The sequence below is a fragment of the Psychrobacter sp. CX14 genome (genome assembly GCF_057396205.2).
Map to the genome: position 1 here is coordinate 2812391 of NZ_CM183187.1, position 20073 is coordinate 2832463.

At 44.2% G+C, this 20073-nt stretch carries 16 protein-coding genes; 7 read left to right on the forward strand and 9 right to left on the reverse strand.

The genetic code is table 11. The annotated features are described in order from the left end of the window. Positions 1–29: 29 nt before the first annotated feature. Together AC2SLO_RS10955 and epmB are read right to left on the reverse strand one after the other, a co-directional pair. Complete coding sequence (locus AC2SLO_RS10955) at positions 30–527, reverse strand: c-type cytochrome (RefSeq protein ID WP_486542323.1); 498 nt, start codon at positions 525–527, stop codon at positions 30–32. An 11-nt stretch (positions 528–538) separates the two neighbouring features. Continuing rightward, entirely contained in the window at positions 539–1633 is a 1095-nt protein-coding gene (epmB, locus tag AC2SLO_RS10960; RefSeq protein WP_486542321.1) for an EF-P beta-lysylation protein EpmB, read from the reverse strand. Between the two features lie 102 nt (positions 1634–1735). On the opposite strand from epmB, the gene efp reads away from it, so the two are divergent. The 4 genes from efp to AC2SLO_RS10980 all read left to right on the forward strand — a co-directional run bounded on the left by efp (position 1736) and on the right by AC2SLO_RS10980 (position 5021). Beyond that, positions 1736–2308, forward strand: a complete 573-nt coding sequence (gene efp / locus AC2SLO_RS10965; protein WP_486542319.1) for an elongation factor P — start codon at positions 1736–1738, stop codon at positions 2306–2308. A gap of 268 nt (positions 2309–2576) precedes the next feature. Next, on the forward strand, positions 2577–3749 hold the full coding sequence (locus tag AC2SLO_RS10970) for a hypothetical protein (RefSeq protein WP_486542317.1): 1173 nt from the start codon (positions 2577–2579) through the stop codon (positions 3747–3749). A 128-nt stretch (positions 3750–3877) separates the two neighbouring features. Further along, a complete protein-coding gene (locus AC2SLO_RS10975; protein ID WP_486542315.1) occupies positions 3878–4303 on the forward strand; it encodes a secondary thiamine-phosphate synthase enzyme YjbQ in 426 nt (141 codons plus the stop codon). 43 nt (positions 4304–4346) lie between these two features. Then, complete coding sequence (locus AC2SLO_RS10980) at positions 4347–5021, forward strand: hypothetical protein (protein WP_486542313.1); 675 nt, start codon at positions 4347–4349, stop codon at positions 5019–5021. Between the two features lie 122 nt (positions 5022–5143). Here the strand turns inward: AC2SLO_RS10980 and AC2SLO_RS10985 are convergent, their stop codons facing one another. From AC2SLO_RS10985 to AC2SLO_RS11000, 4 genes are read right to left on the reverse strand one after another with little or no spacing between them, the layout of a single operon-like run. Then, positions 5144–5770: a DUF4112 domain-containing protein gene (locus tag AC2SLO_RS10985; RefSeq protein WP_486542312.1), complete on the reverse strand. Its 627-nt coding sequence runs from the start codon at positions 5768–5770 to the stop codon at positions 5144–5146. 53 nt (positions 5771–5823) lie between these two features. Further along, positions 5824–6774 (reverse strand): 4-hydroxybenzoate octaprenyltransferase, encoded by a 951-nt coding sequence (gene ubiA, locus AC2SLO_RS10990; protein ID WP_486542310.1) that lies wholly within the window; start codon positions 6772–6774, stop codon positions 5824–5826. A 59-nt stretch (positions 6775–6833) separates the two neighbouring features. Further along, positions 6834–7559, reverse strand: a complete 726-nt coding sequence (locus tag AC2SLO_RS10995; protein WP_486542308.1) for an HAD family hydrolase — start codon at positions 7557–7559, stop codon at positions 6834–6836. Between the two features lie 53 nt (positions 7560–7612). Further along, complete coding sequence (locus AC2SLO_RS11000; protein ID WP_486542306.1) at positions 7613–8713, reverse strand: RluA family pseudouridine synthase; 1101 nt, start codon at positions 8711–8713, stop codon at positions 7613–7615. 1190 nt (positions 8714–9903) lie between these two features. Here AC2SLO_RS11000 and AC2SLO_RS11005 point away from each other — a divergent pair. Then, a complete protein-coding gene (locus AC2SLO_RS11005; protein WP_486542304.1) occupies positions 9904–14127 on the forward strand; it encodes an Rne/Rng family ribonuclease in 4224 nt (1407 codons plus the stop codon). 189 nt (positions 14128–14316) lie between these two features. On the opposite strand, the gene AC2SLO_RS11010 is transcribed toward AC2SLO_RS11005, so the two are convergent. Further along, positions 14317–15231 (reverse strand): DUF808 domain-containing protein, encoded by a 915-nt coding sequence (locus tag AC2SLO_RS11010; RefSeq protein WP_486542302.1) that lies wholly within the window; start codon positions 15229–15231, stop codon positions 14317–14319. Positions 15232–15874: 643 nt separating this feature from the next. Between AC2SLO_RS11010 and AC2SLO_RS11015 the strand changes: the two genes are divergently transcribed. Continuing rightward, the gene (locus tag AC2SLO_RS11015; RefSeq protein WP_486542457.1) at positions 15875–17353 is read left to right on the forward strand and encodes a vWA domain-containing protein; all 1479 of its coding nucleotides are present in this window, start codon (positions 15875–15877) and stop codon (positions 17351–17353) included. Positions 17354–17450: 97 nt separating this feature from the next. Continuing rightward, on the forward strand, positions 17451–18056 hold the full coding sequence (locus tag AC2SLO_RS11020) for a hypothetical protein (RefSeq protein WP_486542300.1): 606 nt from the start codon (positions 17451–17453) through the stop codon (positions 18054–18056). Positions 18057–18193: 137 nt separating this feature from the next. Here AC2SLO_RS11020 and AC2SLO_RS11025 read toward each other — a convergent pair whose 3' ends face one another. Next, positions 18194–18532 (reverse strand): RidA family protein, encoded by a 339-nt coding sequence (locus AC2SLO_RS11025; RefSeq protein WP_486542298.1) that lies wholly within the window; start codon positions 18530–18532, stop codon positions 18194–18196. Positions 18533–18594: 62 nt separating this feature from the next. Beyond that, a complete protein-coding gene (locus tag AC2SLO_RS11030) occupies positions 18595–19872 on the reverse strand; it encodes an NAD(P)/FAD-dependent oxidoreductase (RefSeq protein ID WP_486542296.1) in 1278 nt (425 codons plus the stop codon). Positions 19873–20073: the final 201 nt, after the last annotated feature.

The window sequence follows — 20073 nt, forward strand, 5'->3', positions numbered from 1 at the left end:
TACTCTAAACTTTAATAAACTTTGAGTCTTTATTGCTTCTCAGGCTGTGGCGGTGCATCTCTGCCTAATGTCGATAAATAAGCAATAATGTCCTTTCTGTCTTGCTCATTTGGCATGGGGTCAGAGAGCATGCGTGTTTCAGGTAGGACGGCTTCTGGGTCAGCGATGTAGTTATCTAAGGTTTGTGCGTCCCATACCCAACTCACCCCATCCATAGCATCGCTATAATTATAATCTTTAAGGGTGCCAGAGGGTGCGCCATATACGCCTAATAATTGCGGACCCTTCTTGTTACTGCCTGGGCGTAGCGTGTGGCACTGTGAACAATTCTCTTCGTACAGAGCCTCGCCATGTTTGCTGTCACCAAGCTCGTACACTGGCGCCATCACCTGAGCACGATAATCTGGTGGCGTGCGCGAGCAGCTAACCATCGTTAAAGCAAGACAAGTGAAACCTAGTAAATTACCCAGTGTTTTAAGACCAGCAATAGAATTTAAGGCCATCGAACGACTATCAAATACGGACATAGTTTCCTCGCTTAATGCGAATTTACCTGAAACAACTCAGGATATTGATATAAATTAACAGGGGTTTTAAACGGTTTATTTGGCAGCTCTTGCACCAGTTTAGGCACTAAATATCCCGGCAATTCAGCCAACATTTGCCAATAAAGCGCTACCGCTTTTTTGGGCTCACTATCAAAGTGCGCTGCCCCCTCCACTTTATCTAAAAGATGTAAATAATACGGTAAGATACCCACGTCAAATAAACGCTCACTCAGCGCCACTTGAGCGTCAATAGTATCATTCACACCAGTCAATAGAACGGCCTGATTGAGCAAGGTAATGCCCTGCTTTCTGGCTTCAAGAAGATACTTTGCGGTGTGCTCATCGATTTCACTGGCATGGTTGGTATGCACCACCATCACAATGCGGCAACGGCTGAGCTGTAAGCGCTGTAATAATTCATCATCCAAACGCTCAGGTATCACGATGGGCAGCCGCGTATGCAGCCGAATGGTTTGGATTTGCGGTAGAGCTTCTAGCGCATCTAGCCATAAAGACAAACGCCGATTCGAGACACTGAGCGGATCACCCCCACTTAAGATGACTTCATTAATCTCAGGGTGCTCAGCGATGTAGTCTTGAATAACCGACAATTGCTCAGACTTGGGCAGATTGGCATTGTAATCAAAGTGCTGCCTAAAGCAGTAACGGCAATGAATAGCGCAGGCACCGGTGACGGTCATCAATACCCGTGACTTATATTTGTGCAATAGGCCTTGAATGGGGTTTTGATGATTTTCATCTAAGGGATCGGTGACAAAGCCCGTAATCTTGGCCTGTTCACGCTTATCGGGCAGTACTTGGCGCAGCAATGGGTCGTTGGCATCGCCTGTTTTCATTTTTGATACAAAGCCTTTGGGCACGCGCAGTCCAAAGTTATCGGGCACATATAATGAGTCTTTTATATGGCTTAGATTCAATAACGTTAACAGCTCATCAATATCAGTCACTACATCTGCAAGCTTGGTCTGCCATGTCGCTTTTTCTACAGGATTTGCTGTGGGGATAGTGGTTATCTCTTGGTTTTTACTATGACTGGGCTGGCTTACATTTTCATCTGTAGACACAATCGATATTTGCCTATTTTTTTGTTGAGGTAAATGGTTTATCATGGGGCTCATTATATTTGATTTTTTGTCATTAATTTGAAAAGTATCAGGAGCAATATTGTGGCAAGTTTTTCAACCAACGAATTTAAAGCCGGTCTTAAGGTTATGTATGACGGTCACCCATGTGCCATCATTGATAACGAATTTGTAAAACCAGGTAAAGGTCAGGCTTTTAACCGTGTCAAACTACGTAATTTGCGTACTGGTAAAGTATTAGAGCAAACCTTCAAATCAGGTGAGAGCTTAGAAGCCGCTGACGTTATTGATACGGAAATGAACTATCTATATAGCGATGGTGAGTTCTGGCACTTTATGGATCCTGAGACCTTTGAGCAATTACAAGCTGATGCTACTGCAATGGCTGATGCGAAGCAATGGCTAAAAGAGAACGGTAACGATTTATGTACCATCACTTTGTTTAATGGTGTGCCTTTATCAGTCACTCCGCCTAACTTTGTTGAGCTTGAAATCGTTGAAACCGATCCAGGTGTTCGCGGTGATACTTCAGGCGGCGGCGGTAAGCCAGCTAAATTAGAAACAGGTGCAGTGGTTCGTGTGCCTTTGTTCGTTCAGCAAAATGAAGTGGTTCGTGTTGATACGCGTACTGGTGATTATCAAACTCGCGTAAGCTAATCACTCATTATTAAAGGATTAAAATAGCGACATTATTTTTCGCTATTGCCTTAAAGATACAGTCAATAGCCAGACTCAAAAACTTTGAATACGCCTTCATTTCGGTGGGGCAATCTCAAAGCCCATGAGTCTGGCTTTTTTTGTATGCCGCATAATGAGTGCCGTACATTGAGTGTCAATATCCGTTACACAAGCTCTATTTAAACCCTACCACAGCTTGTCTACACTTAATTCATTCACCCCTTTATATATAAGTAGTCGCCTTACCATGTCCTATCCTTTATTACTGTTGATTATTAGCCTTGTTGTTATTGTGCCTAGCGTATTTGTTGTGAGAAACAAATCTAAGCAAAACCTATTGACCAACAATAATAAAAACCAAAAAGCCCTAACAAATCGCTCGAATACTCAAGGCAACAATCCAAAAGCATCCGCAGAGCAGCTACAGATTGCCGAGACCATTCAAAAGTATCGTAATCACCCTGCTTTGCCAATCAGCTTTCGTCAATTACTTGGCAAAATCCATGCGCAGTATGTGACCCTAAACTCAGTAAAACTATCGCCCGAGCAGCGTTTTACGGTCGATAAACTTGCCGGCACCCGCCTTGCAGAGATATTAGAAGATTATCTGACTTTAGATCCTGATTATGCGCAAAATACGATTATTGATACCGAGCATGACTCGACCAGTGCCGATGTCACCTATGCACAATTGGTCTCTATTCTGGATTTTATGGGCCGCACGCAAGAAGAGGGGCAGGCGCAGGTGGCGAGCAATATCTTAGCAAACCGCAATTATCTACAGTCGGTATATGGCGAATTTGATCAAGATGAAGGTGGGAATAAGCATGCCAGTATCAAAGCGCCTGAAATAGAGGCGATACAAGCCGAAGATATGCCCAATCATGAGAAGCTTCTCGAACGTGGCATCGATTATCTTAAAGACTGTGATGAACAAGCATCGAATCAGCTATCGTTAGCGCAGCATTCAGATATTTTAGGCGATGACCTCTTAACCCAATTGGGTCATTTAACCCATTCTGCAGAACGTACCATTACTTATAGCGATGCCCTAGTCAGCCATGACGGCAGTTATGCTGGAACGCCTGCCTTTGATCAGATTATTGCCCAAGCTATCCCCAATTTGTTACGTCAGGCAGTTAAAGAGCAATTAGCAAGTGTCACCAATTCAAATCAAAGTGATAAGAGTGCTCAGGTAGCACCGACATTAACGGCCAATCAGCACGCTTTAATTGAACAAAAAATTACCCGTATTCAGCAGCTGATTAATGATTGCTTAACGCGGCTTGAACGGGTTGCCAAGCAGCAATATGATACTGGCTCCACCACACCTGAGTCGATGCAAACTTTGCTTAGCACGTTAAAGAGCAAACAGTCGCAAGCACAGTATTTACTGGACAGTGGCTTTTTTAGCTTATAACTCTTGGGTTTATAATGACTTTGGCTTGTGATTCAATACACTCAGATACTTGATAGTTATGTATATGTGCTATTTACAATCAATCAACTGAATACTAGCCCTCCCCCATTATTCACTAAGAGGTTACGATGGCCTATTATCAAACCACGATTACTTTGCCTGCCCACCCACGCGGCGTACATATCATTACTAAAGATATCAAGCGCGCCTTAAAAGAGCTACTACCAAGTTCAGCGCAAACTGGTATGGTACATTTATTTTTGCAGCATACTTCTGCCAGTTTGACTATTAACGAGAATGCAGACCCTGACGTGCGTTTGGATACTGAAGATTGGCTCAACACCATCGCCCCTGCCGATCAGCCACATTATAGGCACACGCTAGAGGGCTCAGATGATCTGCCAGCTCATTTTAAAAGCATGATGTTTGGTGTAAGTCTTAATATACCGCTGGTTGAAGGGCGTCTTGGACTGGGCATGTGGCAAGGCATCTATCTGTGTGAACACCGTGACCACGCCAGTGGCCGCAGGCTTATTATTACTTTAAACGTATAATTTATATCACCCCTATCGCCTATTAATGATAAATGAGTACTCTATGTTAATCATGAATTGTTCCGACACACGTCTTTCTAAATTGATATTCGTTACATTTTTAAGCGGCAGCTTATTTGCGATAACGGCTTGTCAAAAATCTGATAATACAGACGAGTCTGAAGCAGCTCAGTCCAATGTTAAAGTCACTGAGATAACACCGCCTGAGAGCAATGATGTTGCAGCAAATGACAATGCCGCAGAAGTCACCCAAGAAGACGTCGAGTTGACCACGCTAGATAGTGACATGGAGGTAGACGCTGATGCCGATTTAATGGATAGCACATATAATCAGGCAGCAGTTGATGGCTCAACAGTTGCAGAGATTGAAGAGGACAGCTCGGATATCGCTACAAATAACAACGCAAACAAGAAAATCCAAGCCGAAACGCAAGTGACCGATGTTGAGTATCAAGACAAAAACGGTCAGAGCATCCATGTGACGTTCCAGACCTCAGCGGTTGATACACTAGAGGCAAATTTAATGCTGCCATCTGGCAAACGCGTGTTATTAACCGCGCCCACTGGTCAAGGCAACAACCCTACTTACGAGTCAAAAGATGGCAGTATTGAGCTGGTGACCCATGGCGGTGGCGGTTCTATTGATTTGCTATACGAGGGTAAATCAACAAGCTTTGAAGCAGTCAGCGCTGATGCCGAGGTTCTTACTCCTAAATAAGCGCTATCTATATCATTAAAATAGTGTTTTAAAAATATCTTTATAAACAAAAAAGGTCCCTGCAAATAGTAGAGACCTTTTTTTGTTTCACTCTAAATAATACTGACTCATATACTAAGCCACTAACCTTTAGGGAATGCATATTGATAAAACAAATCCATTACCCAACTGCCAATTGTCCACAGCATAAATCCAATGAATATCAATACCACAACACCGAGTATGTCAGGGATATGCAGATAGAGCCATGCCATAAGCGGATTACGCCACAGCTTTGATTGCTGCTGCTTTGTTTGTAGAGACTCATGTAAAAAAGGACGGTCGATATGCTGCGTGTCCTCAATACCATATTCTACTTGTAGATGCTCGCGTACAATCTGTAGCGTCTTACGACTGGGCCGAATAAAAATATCCACTAACGTACCGACCCCAGGCACGATACCCACCACCATATCGAGTAACGCTAACTTTACCGCAGGCATCAGTTTATGCATCGGTACACCCAGTCGGCGACCCAATATAAAGGCGTAACCCGTTAATAGTAGTCCCGCCACGTCACCGGCTAATGGCACGGTCGACAATGCGGCATCAGCGCCTACCCCCTGCTTTGTAAAAGGAATACGTACCAAAGAGTCCATGGTATTGGCAAACTTAGCCAAACCACGCTCCATCTCAACGATTTGATCGCGGGTTAATCCTTGGCGCTTTAAACGCTCATCGAACTGATTTAGGGGTGGTTGCTGCTTCATAATGGTGTGTCTTATGTAATCGTTATTAGATAAAAAATCTGATGGGAGGCAAGTTATCTATTAAAGGCAACCCATACGCAGCTTAAGGCAATTAATAAAAACACATAGCGCCCAACCCATACATTGGCCAAAAAGGCCTGAAAACACGCCATTGGCTGACGGGTTGCACAGGCTTTGTTTTGCTGGGCAAATAATAATGCGACTAGACCAAGTCCAAATACTGGAATCAAGCCCAGCACCGTGTCTTTAAAATAATGAGCCAACGCTACGCCCATTAATATCAAAAAGGCAGTTTGCAGAATAGAGATAATCAATACATCATAACGACCGAATAAAATTGCAGTCGATTTAACGCCTATTTTTAAATCATCCTCTCTATCTGCCATCGCATACTGAGTGTCATAAGCCACAGTCCAGCACATATAAGCTGCAAACAATAGCCAACACCAAATATCAGGCGAGCCCTGTACGGCCACATACGCCATCGGAATGGCCCAACCAAAAGCTGCTGCTAAAAACACTTGCGGCAGATAGGTAAAGCGCTTCATAAAAGGGTAGATAAATGCCAGTAGCACTGCGCCCAACGACCAATAAAACACCTCAACCGGCAACCAAAACAGCAAACTTGCGCTGACCAAAGACAATAACAAAAACGCACCGACCGCCTCGCCGGCAGATAATCGGCCATCCGCCAAGGGCCGACCTTTGGTCCGGCTTACCGAGCCGTCGACTTTACGATCCGCAAAGTCATTAATCGCACAGCCTGCTGCACGCATAAAAATAGCGCCTAACGCAAAAATAAACAGCACAGACCAAGACGGTAGCACTGCCGGTAATGCGCTGCTCATATTTTCAGAGAGGCTTTCTGGCGCTCCAAAAGCAGCTAAAAAAACTGCCCATAACGTCGGCCATAGGAGCAGTTCAATACCCACAGGCTTGTCAAAGCGCGTGAGCTGAACGTAGGCGTGAAATTTTTGTTGTAACGAGAGTGAAGATTGAGTCATAACAAACCAGCAAGGCTAATTAAGGTAAAAAAAGATAACACAAATACGGTTTGTACTGCTTAGTGGTAAGTCGCGGTTAATAGCTCGATAAGCTGCTGCGGCGTCTCTACCTGATAGGTCGGATTCTCAGCGGCTAAAGTCTCAGCTGTGGCGGCACCATAATTAACCGCAATAGAGGTCATATCAAGCGCTTTGGCCATTTGGATATCATGAATACTATCACCGATAAAGACCGCATCAGTCACGCTATAGCCGGTTTCTTCGAGGATATCAATCAGCATCTGCGGATTTGGCTTAGAGCCAGACTCATCTGCGCAGCGACTGGTCACAAAATAATGACGACTGTGTGCATAATCCATGACTCTGTCTAGCCCTGCCCGTTTTTTACCGGTGGCAACGGCCAGTTTTTTGCCTTGTGCTTGTAGCTGTTGCAACATGGGCTCAATACCCTCAAAAAACTGCGAATGGGGTTGATTCGGCTCAATACTGGCACTGATATAGTAATCAGCATAGCTTTGCTGAATCGCTGCATGCTGCTCTGCCGTAGCCTCAGGATATAAGAGTTGGATGCCGCGAATAAGACTCAGGCCAATAATCGATTTGACCGCCTCATCTGTAGTGGTAAAGCCATTGGCCTCACCGGCCACATGCATGGCTTTGACAATCAGACCAATAGAGTCCATCAAAGTGCCATCCCAGTCAAAGATAATCAACGACTTATCTGCAAGCAAATGACTGTCTTCACCGGCTGACACATCGACCGAATCGGACGTACGCTTATTCATATCTCACCTTTTATCGATATCTACTGTATATGTCTCTTAGCTTGTAACACCGCTTATTCGCTATCTAAATCAACATCGCTAGGCAATAAGCTTTGCATGTCCTCTGGCAGCGGCGCAGTAATGGTTTCATAATCTGGAATATCCAGCTTCCACGCATGCAAACATAGACGACGAACGCCAGAGCTGTCTTGAGGGTTATATTTATCATCGCCCAAGATAGGATGACCAAGATAGGCTAAATGCACACGAATTTGATGGGTACGGCCCGTTAATGGCATTGCTTCAATTAGGCTAACCGGCTCACCGCCTACTTTAAATCTTGCCAATACTTTGCAAACGGTTTGACTTGGCTTAGCATCCGAGCTTGATTTATCGACTTTAACGCGGCGCTCGCCACTGGCTAAAGTAAAGCGCAGTAAAGGTGCATCAATTTTTAACTCATTCAGGGCAGGCTGACCTTTAACAATACACAGATAGTGCTTTTGGATGGTTTTTTCGCGCAAACGCTCTTGCAATACTTTTAGGGTTGAGCGCTTTTTGGAAATCATCAGCAGCCCTGAGGTGTCTCTGTCAATGCGGTGAATCAGCTCTAGATACTTTTTACCGGTAACTTCACGCATCGCTTCAATCACACCAAAGTCGATACCACTGCCGCCATGGACCGCCATACCTGATGGTTTGTTGAGTACAATCAGACCTTCATCTTCATAAACCACACGCTCAAGCAGGCTATTGGCAAATTCTTTACCAATCACTGGCTTTTCGCGAGTTGCTAACTGCACAGGCGCAATACGTACCACATCGCCACGTTCAAGATTGTCATAAGGCTTGCAGCGCTTGTTATTGATGCGCACCTCATCGGATCGAATCATTTTGTAAATATGGGCGCGTGGCATGCCTTTAAGTCTGGCTAACAAGAAATTATCCACACGCTGTCCGTGTTGGTTGCGTGTTACTTCGAGGTGATTGACCTGACCGAAGTCTTCAATATCTTCATCGGCACTTTGTGGCCTTGCCTTAGTAGAATTGCGTCTAACTGAGGTTGGCTCAGCGCCAACACTGGCCATTAGACCTTTTAAATCTTCTTCTATACTTGGGTTTTCATTATTCATTTTAGCTACATTATTCTCAGGTTTTCGGTTGGATTTTGACATATTTTGTTAGGTGTTTGGCAAAAGATTTGGTATAGTCTAACACGTTGACTTTGTGTCTCGTGTATTGTTATGCGTAAAAGCTCACTTTTTGAGCAGGCTCATAATGATATACGTTTGCATATCATAAACTGATATTTTGTTATAAAGTCAGCCCACAACGTTATTTTTATAAACAATGATTTTGGGTGAATGGTCTGGTAGCTTACACCTACTTTAGCCAATTTGGCGCCATTATCCCCATTTAAATTTAACATGAACACAATGCTCTAATATCTTAGGATAACAATAGCTTATGGCCAAAAGCCTCTGCTATTAAAAAGCCCAGATAGGTCATGTAGCCGCTAATCTGTACAGACAACCTTACACCTTGCCTGCTTTTATTGATTAAGCTACCGCTAACATTATCTGGATAGTAAGCATGATAACAAAAGATAAGACAGAGCCGAATTGGCGGTCAAATAACCGTAAACAGATACTCAATAAACCTTGTGTTTGTCGTCATAAAAAAAGCCGTTATTTGCCAAGTACGCCCCGCCAAGCTCCGCTCTTAAGTGACACCCAAACATAACTTTAAAGATTTAAAATTTAACGGATTAAGTTTATTAATTAAGAGTAGGTTTATTATAGTTAACCCAGTTGTACCGACACGGTCCCTGATATCAAGCCAGTCTCAATATGGATTGGCTTATCATACCAAGATGACATGGCGGTGAATTTACGACTCACCTCTTTTGCAGTAACAACGACGTATGTACTGATTTGACTAGAACCTGGCAACCTTGAGTATGACTGTAATGATGACAGCCTCTCTTTATAGGGCGACTGAAAACTAACACAATAAGCAGACCAACCGTCTGCTAGTGATATTTACCTTTTATGGCCATCTAAGTTTTACATAACTTGGAGTATCACACAATGTTGCACACTTAATACGAGCCTAAAGCACACTTTGCTGACCCGCTTGATAACTTAACCGCTTAATAAACAATGACTTAATGCTCAACACCTTTTGAAGTTTTATGTTAACCCTGTCCTCTTCATCTTTTGATTAACTGTACTTGAATAGGCCGTATTATCGGTCAACTCAGTACCTAGCAAGCCAGCCCCTATTTTGGCTATATATCATGTCTAAGCTTTACTCCCTCTAAGTATCAGCCATTGTGTATCATGACCTAAACTAGGATACACCAATGAAACGCATACTCATTAACGCCACTCACAACGAAGAAGTTCGTGTTGCCCTTTGTAAAGGCAACCACCTTTATGACTTCGATCTTGAAAACCGTACGCGTGAGCAGAAAAAAGCCAACATCTATAAAGGTCATGTGACCCGCGTAGAACCCTCACTAGAAGCAGTATTTGTTGAATATGGCTCAAAGCGTCAAGGTTTCTTACCTGTTCGTGAAATTGCCAGTGAATATTTATCCGGCAACCCACGCGAAGAAAACATCCGTAAATTAATCAAAGAAGGCGATGAGCTCATCGTCCAAGTTGAAAAAGAAGAGCGCGGTAATAAAGGCGCTGCCCTATCGACTTACGTTTCTTTAGCCGGTCGCTATTTGGTATTAATGCCAAACAACCCTAAAGGCGGCGGTATCTCTCGTCAAATCTCCGGCAAGCTACGTGAAGACATGAAGCGTATGCTGGGTAATCTTGATTTACCAAAAGGCATGAGTGTTATCGTACGTACAGCCGGTATTGGTAAAACTCAAGACGATTTACAGCATGATTTAAATCATCTACTTAATATCTGGAACGCGATTCAAGACCAAAACAAAAAATACGCTTCACCGCGCCTTGTGCATCAAGAAGCCGGCGTTGTGACTCGCGCTGTGCGTGACTATTTACGTGATGACATTAGCGAAATCTGGATTGATAATGAAGAGGCTTTTATTGAGGCAGAAACCTTTGTTAAAGCAGTTATGCCAAAGCAAATCGATAAGCTGCGTAAATATACCGACTTTGAACCGATGTTCTCAAGCTTTAACGTTGAACGTCAAATCGAAACCGCTTATCAGCGTGAAGTACGTCTGCCATCTGGTGGTTCAATTGTTATCGACCAAACCGAAGCACTGGTTTCTATTGATATCAACTCTGCCAAATCAACCAAAGGTGCTGACGTTGCCGAGACCGCCTACCACACTAACTTAGAAGCGGCAGACGAGATTGCACGTCAATTGCGTCTACGTGATATGGGTGGCCTGATTGTTATCGATTTCATTGATATGAACGATAACAAACATCAAAAAGAAGTCGAAAAACGTTTGGTTGAAGCCACTAAATATGACCGTGCTCGCGTTCAATTTGGTGAAATTTCACGCTTTGGCTTGATGGAGATGAGCCGTCAGCGTCTGCGTCCATCTTTAGAAGAGTCAACCGGCTATATCTGTCCACGTTGTCATGGTAATGGCATGATTCGCGACCTACGTTCATTGTCGCTATCTATCATGCGTCAGATTGAACAGACTGCCCTAAAAGAGCGTCATGGTGAAGTTCAAGCTGAAGTACCAACCGATATCGCTGCTTTCTTATTGAACGAAAAACGTGAAAGTCTTGTGTATCTAGAACAAGACAGCGGTACGCGTATCACTATCTTGCCACATGCCCATCTTGAGTCACCAAACTTTAATCTACACTTTAATCATCAAGGGTTTGCGCCGGCCAGTTATGAGCGTGTGACCGATACTCAACAGCAAGAAACCAGCTCACTAGGCTATGAAGTTGATTGGCAGACCGCTGAATCTGATCGCCCAGAGCAGCAGCCAGTGCGTCAACCTCGTCAGCAAGATACTGCGGCCAACAAAGCCACTGGCAATAGTATCAATACAGCCGCTAACAATAACAGCACTCAAAATGGCAGCAATACCGCTCATACCGGTGCCATTGTTAATCCACCACTTCCGCCTGCCAGTCAACAAGCAGCAGCTCAGCCAAATCAAACAGCTGTTGAACAGGCTAAGCCTGCCGCTGTAGCATGGTTATCAAACCTATTTGCTCCAACGCCGCAAGCTCAAATGGCAGCAACAGTAAGCAGTGCCGATGCCGCACAAGCCATTGAGGCGATTGTAAACAGCGGTGCTGAAAGCCGTGGTGCTTTCGGACAAGTAAGCGCCACTGCGCTGACTTCTACCACGCCAACGCCTGCAGCAGCACCAGAAAATAAAGCCAATAACGACAGCGACTCAAATACAGAGAGTGACAGCGACAGAGAACGCCGCCGCTCACGTAACAGTCGCAGCCGTAACAACAAAAATGACAAACGTGGTGAGCGTAGTAGACCTGATAATCGTCGCCGTAATAACACCCAAGATAAAGACGACAACAAGTCGGCTGACACCTCGCAAAGGCCTGATAATCGCTCTGACAACCGTTCAGACAATCGTCATCAAGGCGCTAAAGACAGCGACAGCCAAACCAACTCACAAAAAGAGTTGCCAAAACGCGAGCCTAACAGCAAACGTGAATCACGCGGTGCTATAGAGCGTGGTGAGACTAAGCAGCCGCAGAAGTCTGACAATCAGTCACAAGACAGCCGCTCTGAGCGTCACTCAAGACAGGACAATAAGTCTGGCTCAAATCGATCAAACAATCGCTCGCAAAACGAGCGCCAAGTTGATCCAAATGAGGTAAACCTTCGTGTCACGGAAGCTGAGAATCATCTAAAACAAGTTGAAGTGGTTCACATCTCACTTGATGACTCAAAGTCTACGTCGCATAAGAATGACAAGACGAGCAATCAGCCTGTTTCAAGGGACTCTAAAGCGGATAACACTGCAAAAAAAGCAGAGTCATCTGAGAAGCCGGCACAGCAGGAAGACAACATCTCTACTCAAAATCAGCAAGCCGATAACAAAGGCGAGCCATCAGTAAAAGAGGCTCATGAAAAATCAGCAGACGCTGATAAGCCTGTTGAATCAACCGAGCAGACAGAAGCTAAATCTCAACCAGAAGTAGCAAAGTCTGCTCCTAAAGAAGAGACAGCAGCTAAAGAGTCGGCGCCAGTAGCAGAAAAGAGCGCTGAGAAGCCGGCATCGAATGATGCACCGCATCAATCTGAGCAATCTGAAAGCAAATCAGAAGTAGTTGCTGCTAAAGCGCCGGTTACTAAAGAGACTGATGCTAAAGCAGTAGACACCAGTCCTGAACTGGCAGATGAGACCTCTAGCAAAGCGACGCTTAGCTTTGATGTTGAGTCGCTGTTTGCGGATCGCTATGTGGCTGCCGAGAAGTTTGGACAAGCCAGTAACGACCCTCGTGTGATTAAGGCCTCCTTGCAGAATAAGCAGACAGCGCCTAAAGCTGAGCAAGCTGCTGCTACACCTGCACCGGTGATTAACGGCTCTGTGGGTCAGTTTATTCACACTCACTTAGCTCAGCCGCGTATGCGCCTAGCAAAAGATGGTGTGATTACCTGTTTCTTAGCGGCATTAAATGCGTATAAGGAAACTTCAGGCATCAAAACGATACCTGTGACAACTCAGAAAACCCCTGCAGCTGAGACACCGCAAGCGTTTAGCTTTATCAACTATGGCTATCAGTCTTTATCGCCAAGCTATCTAGAGCGCTTTGCTCAGATGACCTCAGCGGTAGCGGCTCACAATGTGGATCAGGGAAAAACCGAGGTAGCACCAACACCTATCGGTGCACGCGCGGCCAATGACCCACGTGGTCAGCATCCCGACTATACGCCGCCAGCGGTAGAGTCTAAGCCTGATACTCAAGCGGCTGAATCAACTGACTCTACCTCAAGTGAGGTAGCATCTGAGCAGGGTGAAGCAACTCAAACTACGGAAGCTTCTAAACCAGCAGTAGCAGCATCTGACAGCAATGAAAAGTCGTCGGCACAGGCCATGGCAGATTTGCTAAAGCTCAATGTTGGTAACTTCGTCGGTAAGGTATTGGGACAAGAAGGTCTTGACATCATTGCGTCAGGTCAAACCGAAGCGGCTTTCTTAAAAGCGCTACGTCAACCTTGGAGCGTCTTAGTATCAGTGGCTCAGTCTGTAGAGGGTGGCAATAGTACTACTGTTACCTCTGAGCCTAGCTTGCATATTACAGATAGCGACATCACTGAGCACCCAGCAGATGTATTAGCCAACGAGCCGCAAGCAGATGCGATCAGTGAGGAAAGCGAAGAGCGTTTGCATGAGCCGCACACGCATGTTGATGCTGAGCAGCAAATAGCCGAAACGACGACTCAAGCTGAAACTCAACAAAGCGCCAATACGTCGAATAAGACCAGTATCGAGACGTATAAGAGTATGATTGAGAATATCTCTGAACAGCTATTACCACAAACAGGTTTATTAAATCTGACCTCACCTAAAGTGCCTAAAGCACGCACTCGTAAAGTGAAAGAGGATAATAAGAAGCCTGCGTCAAATGATAGCAAAGATCAAGACGGCGAGATCTAGCGTATTGTCTTAACGCTATAAAATATTAATAGTTGTGATAAAAAGCGCCCCTACTATAAATAGCAGGGGCGCTTTTTATTGTCTTTTTCGTATGGTCTTTTAAGAGCATTGCTCTAAATTATACTAGGTCATAATTGACTTTATATTAAACGGGTATCTGAACTAATCAGTTTAACCCAATACCTTAAATTAGTGCTGTCCGCGTACCTTATTGATACCTGTCACGATAGCCAAAACAATCACACCAATAATCAGACCAACAAGACCATTTAATAAGGTATTAGAAACACCTTCAAAGATACCCGCTAAATGAGAAATATCTTCTACCGCATGATGTAAATAACTGATACCGTGCACAATGATACCGCCACCGACCAAGAACATCGCAATAGTACCCACAATAGATAAAAATTTCATTAGCTTAGGCGCTGCAGATAATAAGAACTCACCAAACTTTTTAGTGGTATTGCTAGCACCCGGCTTTTGTATCAGATGCAAACCCACATCGTCAATTTTAACGATACCAGCAACTAAGCCATAAATACCAATGGTCACGCCAATGGCTAAAACAGACAGTACGATGGTCTTATTAACCATACTTGCGGCAGTCAAGGTACCCAAACCAATAACCACAATCTCAGCTGACAAGATAAAATCGGTACGAATTGCACCCTTTACCTTTTTCTTCTCTAATGCCACTAAATCGACAGACTCATCCGCATTTGCCGCTTTTCGGGCTTCATGCTCTTCATCATGCGGCAATAGTTTTGGCCAAAACTTATGTACCACTTTTTCAGCGCCCTCATAGGACAAAAACAAGCCCCCAAGCATCAGTAAAGGCGTAATCAACCAAGGAATAAAGTAGCTGATCAGTAATGCCGCGGGCACTAAAATAAGCTTATTTATAAACGAGCCTTTCGCTACTGCCCAGACAACGGGTAACTCACGGCTTGGCTTAACGCCCGTGACCTGCTCTGCGTTCAATGCTAAATCATCACCTAGGACGCCGGCTGTTTTTTTAGCCGCTACCTTGGTCATCACCGCCACATCGTCCATAAGTAAACTAATATCGTCGAGTAGCAACAATAAACTACCACCTGCCATAAAATCTCCTTAATAACCCCAACAGCTAGCACCCACCTTTTTATGTGTTATCAGTCATTTGAGCGACTCATATAAAAAGATACTGCGCTATCAGGGTATAAAATCTGTTTATTCGATGGTCTGGCTTTTTTAATTAGCAAGCACATTCACAGGCTTAAACTCGGTATAAGCAAGTTCAAAGGGCTATAACTGCTGCTATGTATTATGAAGTAGACCACATCTATTTAGCCTTAGTGTATCGTTTAATCTGATGAAAACCATATTACGATTGTAAGTAGCAATGCATATTACTCTAAATCCAACCTAATCTTGGGTCTCCTTCACTACCATAGAGTCTATTAATCCTTTATAATCAATTTAATTCAACTAAATACTTTATCGCTTTCAGCAAGGATTTTTTATGTCGGCATCTTTACAGAGTAAAAGACCAGTGACCAATAACCTAGCGACCAATAACAATGATAATGCAGTGACTATGCGCCCTATTTTTGCCACTACTGTCAGTGTGCTGAGCCTAGCAATATTGACTGCGTGTAGTCAGGGACAACAAGTGGTATCGCCTCCTGTTACTGAAAACATAGAAGTTGCTGCTGCAGAGCCTGTTGAGGCCATGCCTGTTATCGTGGTTGAAAGCTCAAACGATATGGCAATGGCCAAACAAGCGCCTGCCGCAATGATTACCAGCTCTCATGCGCCTACGCCTAGTATGGCACCGAAAAATAATGAGAACTATGCAGATATTGAGCGTAATGCCGTCAAATCTACTCGTGAGCAAGCTTTTGCGACATTAAGTATTGATACCGATACGGGCAGTTATGCCAATACACGCCGCTTTTTAAACAATGGCAGTTTACCGCCCGCTGATGCCGTTCGCGTTGAAGAGCTAATTAACTATTTTAATTATGATTTTAGTCGTGCCAAAAAACAGGCAAATGCGCCATTTTTAGTGAGTACTGAGGTGGTGAAATCACCGTGGCATCCGACCAATAACATTATCAAAGTCGGTATTAAAGCCGAAGACATCCTTAGCGCACAGCAGCAACCCCCTGCCAACTTAGTATTTATGGTCGATGTTTCAGGTTCTATGTCAGCAAGCGATAAGCTACAATTGGCCAAAGCCAGTTTAAAAATGCTAACCAAGCAGCTGCGTCCGCAAGACACCATCACCTTAGTCACTTATGCCGGCAACACCGAAGTGGTCCTACCGCCGACCTCAGGTAGTGACACCCAAAAGATTCTTAATGCTATTGATAATTTAGATGCAGGCGGTTCAACCAATGGTGAAGCAGCCATCAAAGTTGCTTATCAACAAGCAGAGAAAAGCTTTAAGCCTAAAGGTATTAACCGTATCTTGATGCTCACTGATGGCGACTTTAATGTCGGTGTCTCAAGCGTCGATGACATGCTTGAGATTATCCGCAATAACCGTGACAAAGGCATCTCATTATCGACGCTTGGCTTTGGTCAAGGCAATTATAATGATCATATGATGGAGCAAGTGGCGGACAATGGTAACGGTAATTACAGCTATATTGATAGCTTGTCCGAAGCCAAAAAAGTACTTATCGATGAGATGTCATCAACCTTTAATACCGTGGCCAAAGACGTTAAAATCCAAGTAGAATTTAACCCTGCAACCGTCTCTGAATGGCGTTTAATCGGTTATGAAAACCGTGTATTGGCCAAAGAAGATTTTAATAATGACAAAGTCGATGCCGGTGAGTTGGGTGCGGGTAAATCTGTAGTGGCCTTATTTGAAATCACCCCAGTCGGCAACAAAGGCTTATTAGATGACAGCCGTTATCAAAAGCTTGTGACCAAAGGCAGCAATCTAAACGAGCTTGGATTCCTAAAAATTCGTTATAAAGCGCCTAATGGTGACACCTCAAAATTACTCACCTTCCCGATTGCCAATAAAGTTACTCAAGCGTCGAGCGATACGCAATTTGCTATGGCAGTCGCAGGCTACGGTCAACTACTCTCAAACAGTAAATACGTCAACAATCTAAGCTATACCGACGTCGCACAATTGGCCAAATCTGGTATAAATAGCCCAGCCGATAGTACCGGTAGCCGCCGTGAGTTTATTAAACTGGTTGAATTAGCGGATGCATTAAACTAAGCTTTTATCTTTTGGATATGCATTAATGACAGATTTATACCCCATCAGCTCAAAAAAGCGGACTATTCGTTCAGTGCTCATGCTATCGAGCCTTTGCATGGCTCTATTCTCTCTATCTGCTTGTGAGCAAAAGACCAGTACATCAAGTGATGACAGTGAAGCCGTTTCGGAGGCAGTCGTTGAAGAGAATGCTGCCCAGACAAGCGAGGCGACTGACGATACCGCTGCGTCAACGCATGACATGGCAGATATCGAAGACGTACAACTTGAGTCTACACGTGGTAAGCCGCTGACAGTTAATTGGCAAGCGATTGATTCGGGTGTTAAACCTGTTGATCCAGACAGCTTTAATTATCCGTTTGAGCTTGATAGTGCTTCTGTGCAATCACAAGCTAAGTTTTCCGGCATCTCTGCGGAGCAAGCACGCCATAGCTTGACCGTCGGTATGGCCAGTAACGAGCCTATGGAGAAGCTGCTCAATCAATTGGGTGACAGCTATTTGTCGCATACGTATTCTGAAAAGGATGCCCAACTGATTGTGTATACCACACCCAATGTCACACCCAGTCAGTTTGATTATGTGATTGCCCACAAGTTCGCACATGGCTTGACGTTGCCGATAGAGATTACCTCCGAGCCGCCGCCTAAAGCGCAAACTGAGCAATCTGCAGATAATGCGGTACCAGAAACAGAGGCTAAATAGATTGACTATATATTGAGTACACAATAAAAAAGACAGCCAGTGGGCTGTCTTTTTTTGCGCTATTTTTTGATTAAATATTCAGTCTAACCAACCGTTAATAGCATGCATGTTGTCATCGTTAATTATCCGATTAACCATCAAACGGCTGCAATCACAATCATCTCAACCAATAGCTCTGGACGCGCTAGAGCTGCTTGACCACAGGCACGTGCTGGGGGTGTCACATCGCTAAACCATTCATCCCATACTGCATTCATCTCTGCGAAGTCTGACATATCTTTTAGCCAGACTGTGGTTGATAAGATTTTAGATTTGTCACTGCCTACTTCTTCTAACAGCGCTTTGATTTTTTCAAGGCAGGTTAAGGTTTGTGCCGAGATATCATCTTCAGCGTTTCCTACTTGACCACATAAATAGATGGTGTCGTTATGGATAACGATTTTGCTCATGCGCTGATTGCTGTGTAATTTTTGCATCTAAGGTCTCTTTATTAAACGTTTAAATTATTTATATTGTTAAATATTTGCCGATCAAGCAATTAACGCATAAAGCGTTCACAACTAAATGGCGTAGCATCAATATAAAGTGGCTTCTCATGAATCATCTCTTCTACCAAACGGCCTGTCGCAGGGCCTAAGGTAAAGCCTTGATGCGCATGACCAAAAGCAAACCATAACTTATCATGATTGGCTGCAGGCCCGATAATGGGCTTCATATCAGCCATGCACGGTCTTGACCCGTGCCAAGGCTCCGACTCCACCGCATCCTCTAAAGGCAAGACTCTTTTGGCAATCTTCAATACTGCTTCAAGCTGCTTCACATTTTTGGGTGCATCAATGGTGGTCATCTCAGCGCCAGTAGTAATACGGATACCTTGATCCATCGGCCCCATCAAATAGCCTTTTTCGGCATCGAATAAGCTGTGACCAATACGATTGCCCTCGCTCACCTTGAAGTGTTGATGGTAGCCGCGCATTGGAAATAATGGGAACTTATAACCTAGCGGCTGCGTCAGTTGTGTCGACCAAGGACCGGCGGCAATCACCACATGAGTACTGGTAAAGGTTTGGGTCTGAGCGCCCGACTGTGAATCATTAATTTCGACCACCACTTGCCAGCTGCCATCTTCTGCTTTATTCAGCTCTTTAACCGTCGCTTGCTTGACTTCACCATTCATGGTCTCAAAGCTTTTGGCATAGGTTTTTACTAAGCGGCTTGGGTTTTTGACTTGCCAAGAATTCTGCCAATGAATCCCACCAATAAACTCTGAAAAGTCGACATTGGGCTCACGCTCTTTTAACTCTTCTGGGGTCAAAATGCTGTGTTTGACACCTTTTTGCTCGGCACGTTTCGCAAGCTGCTGCGCCTCATTAAACTTATCTTGATGACGATATAATTCGAACCAGCCATCTTTACGTACTAGATCATCAGCACCGGACGCTTCAATCATCACCGCATGCTCACTGGTGCAATGCTCAATTAAGGTCGCCCACTCGTCTTGAATTTTACCAATTCTAGATTTGGCAGAGCTGGTCCAATATTTGTATAACGCGCTTTGGTAATTAAAAATAGCCGACCAGCGATAACGGATATCGGTACTGGTATTCGGTAATACTCTCAAAATCTCACCAACATGCCTTGGGAAAGGCTTCGGATACACGGCCTCACGCTGAATCAAACCTGCGTTACCGTAAGAAGTCTCTTCACCGGGTGCTTTTTTATCCAATAACAAAACTTGGGAATTATTTTTTTGTAGATGCCACGCAATTGAGGTACCCACCATCCCTGAACCGATAACAATAACGTCGTATTGCATAAAATATCCTTGCAACCAAGCCTTCAAGCTGGGTAAATAAGTTAATGAAAAAGAGCCTCTAAAAACGGGGCTTATAGGTCACCTCAATACGGCGACCTGCCCCTTTATCATAACGCTATTATAGGCGATGCGTGTTATTAAATTGATTGAGTTTATCAATCAAAAATCAGACTTTGTTTTGCCTAGCTTTAGACGCACTTT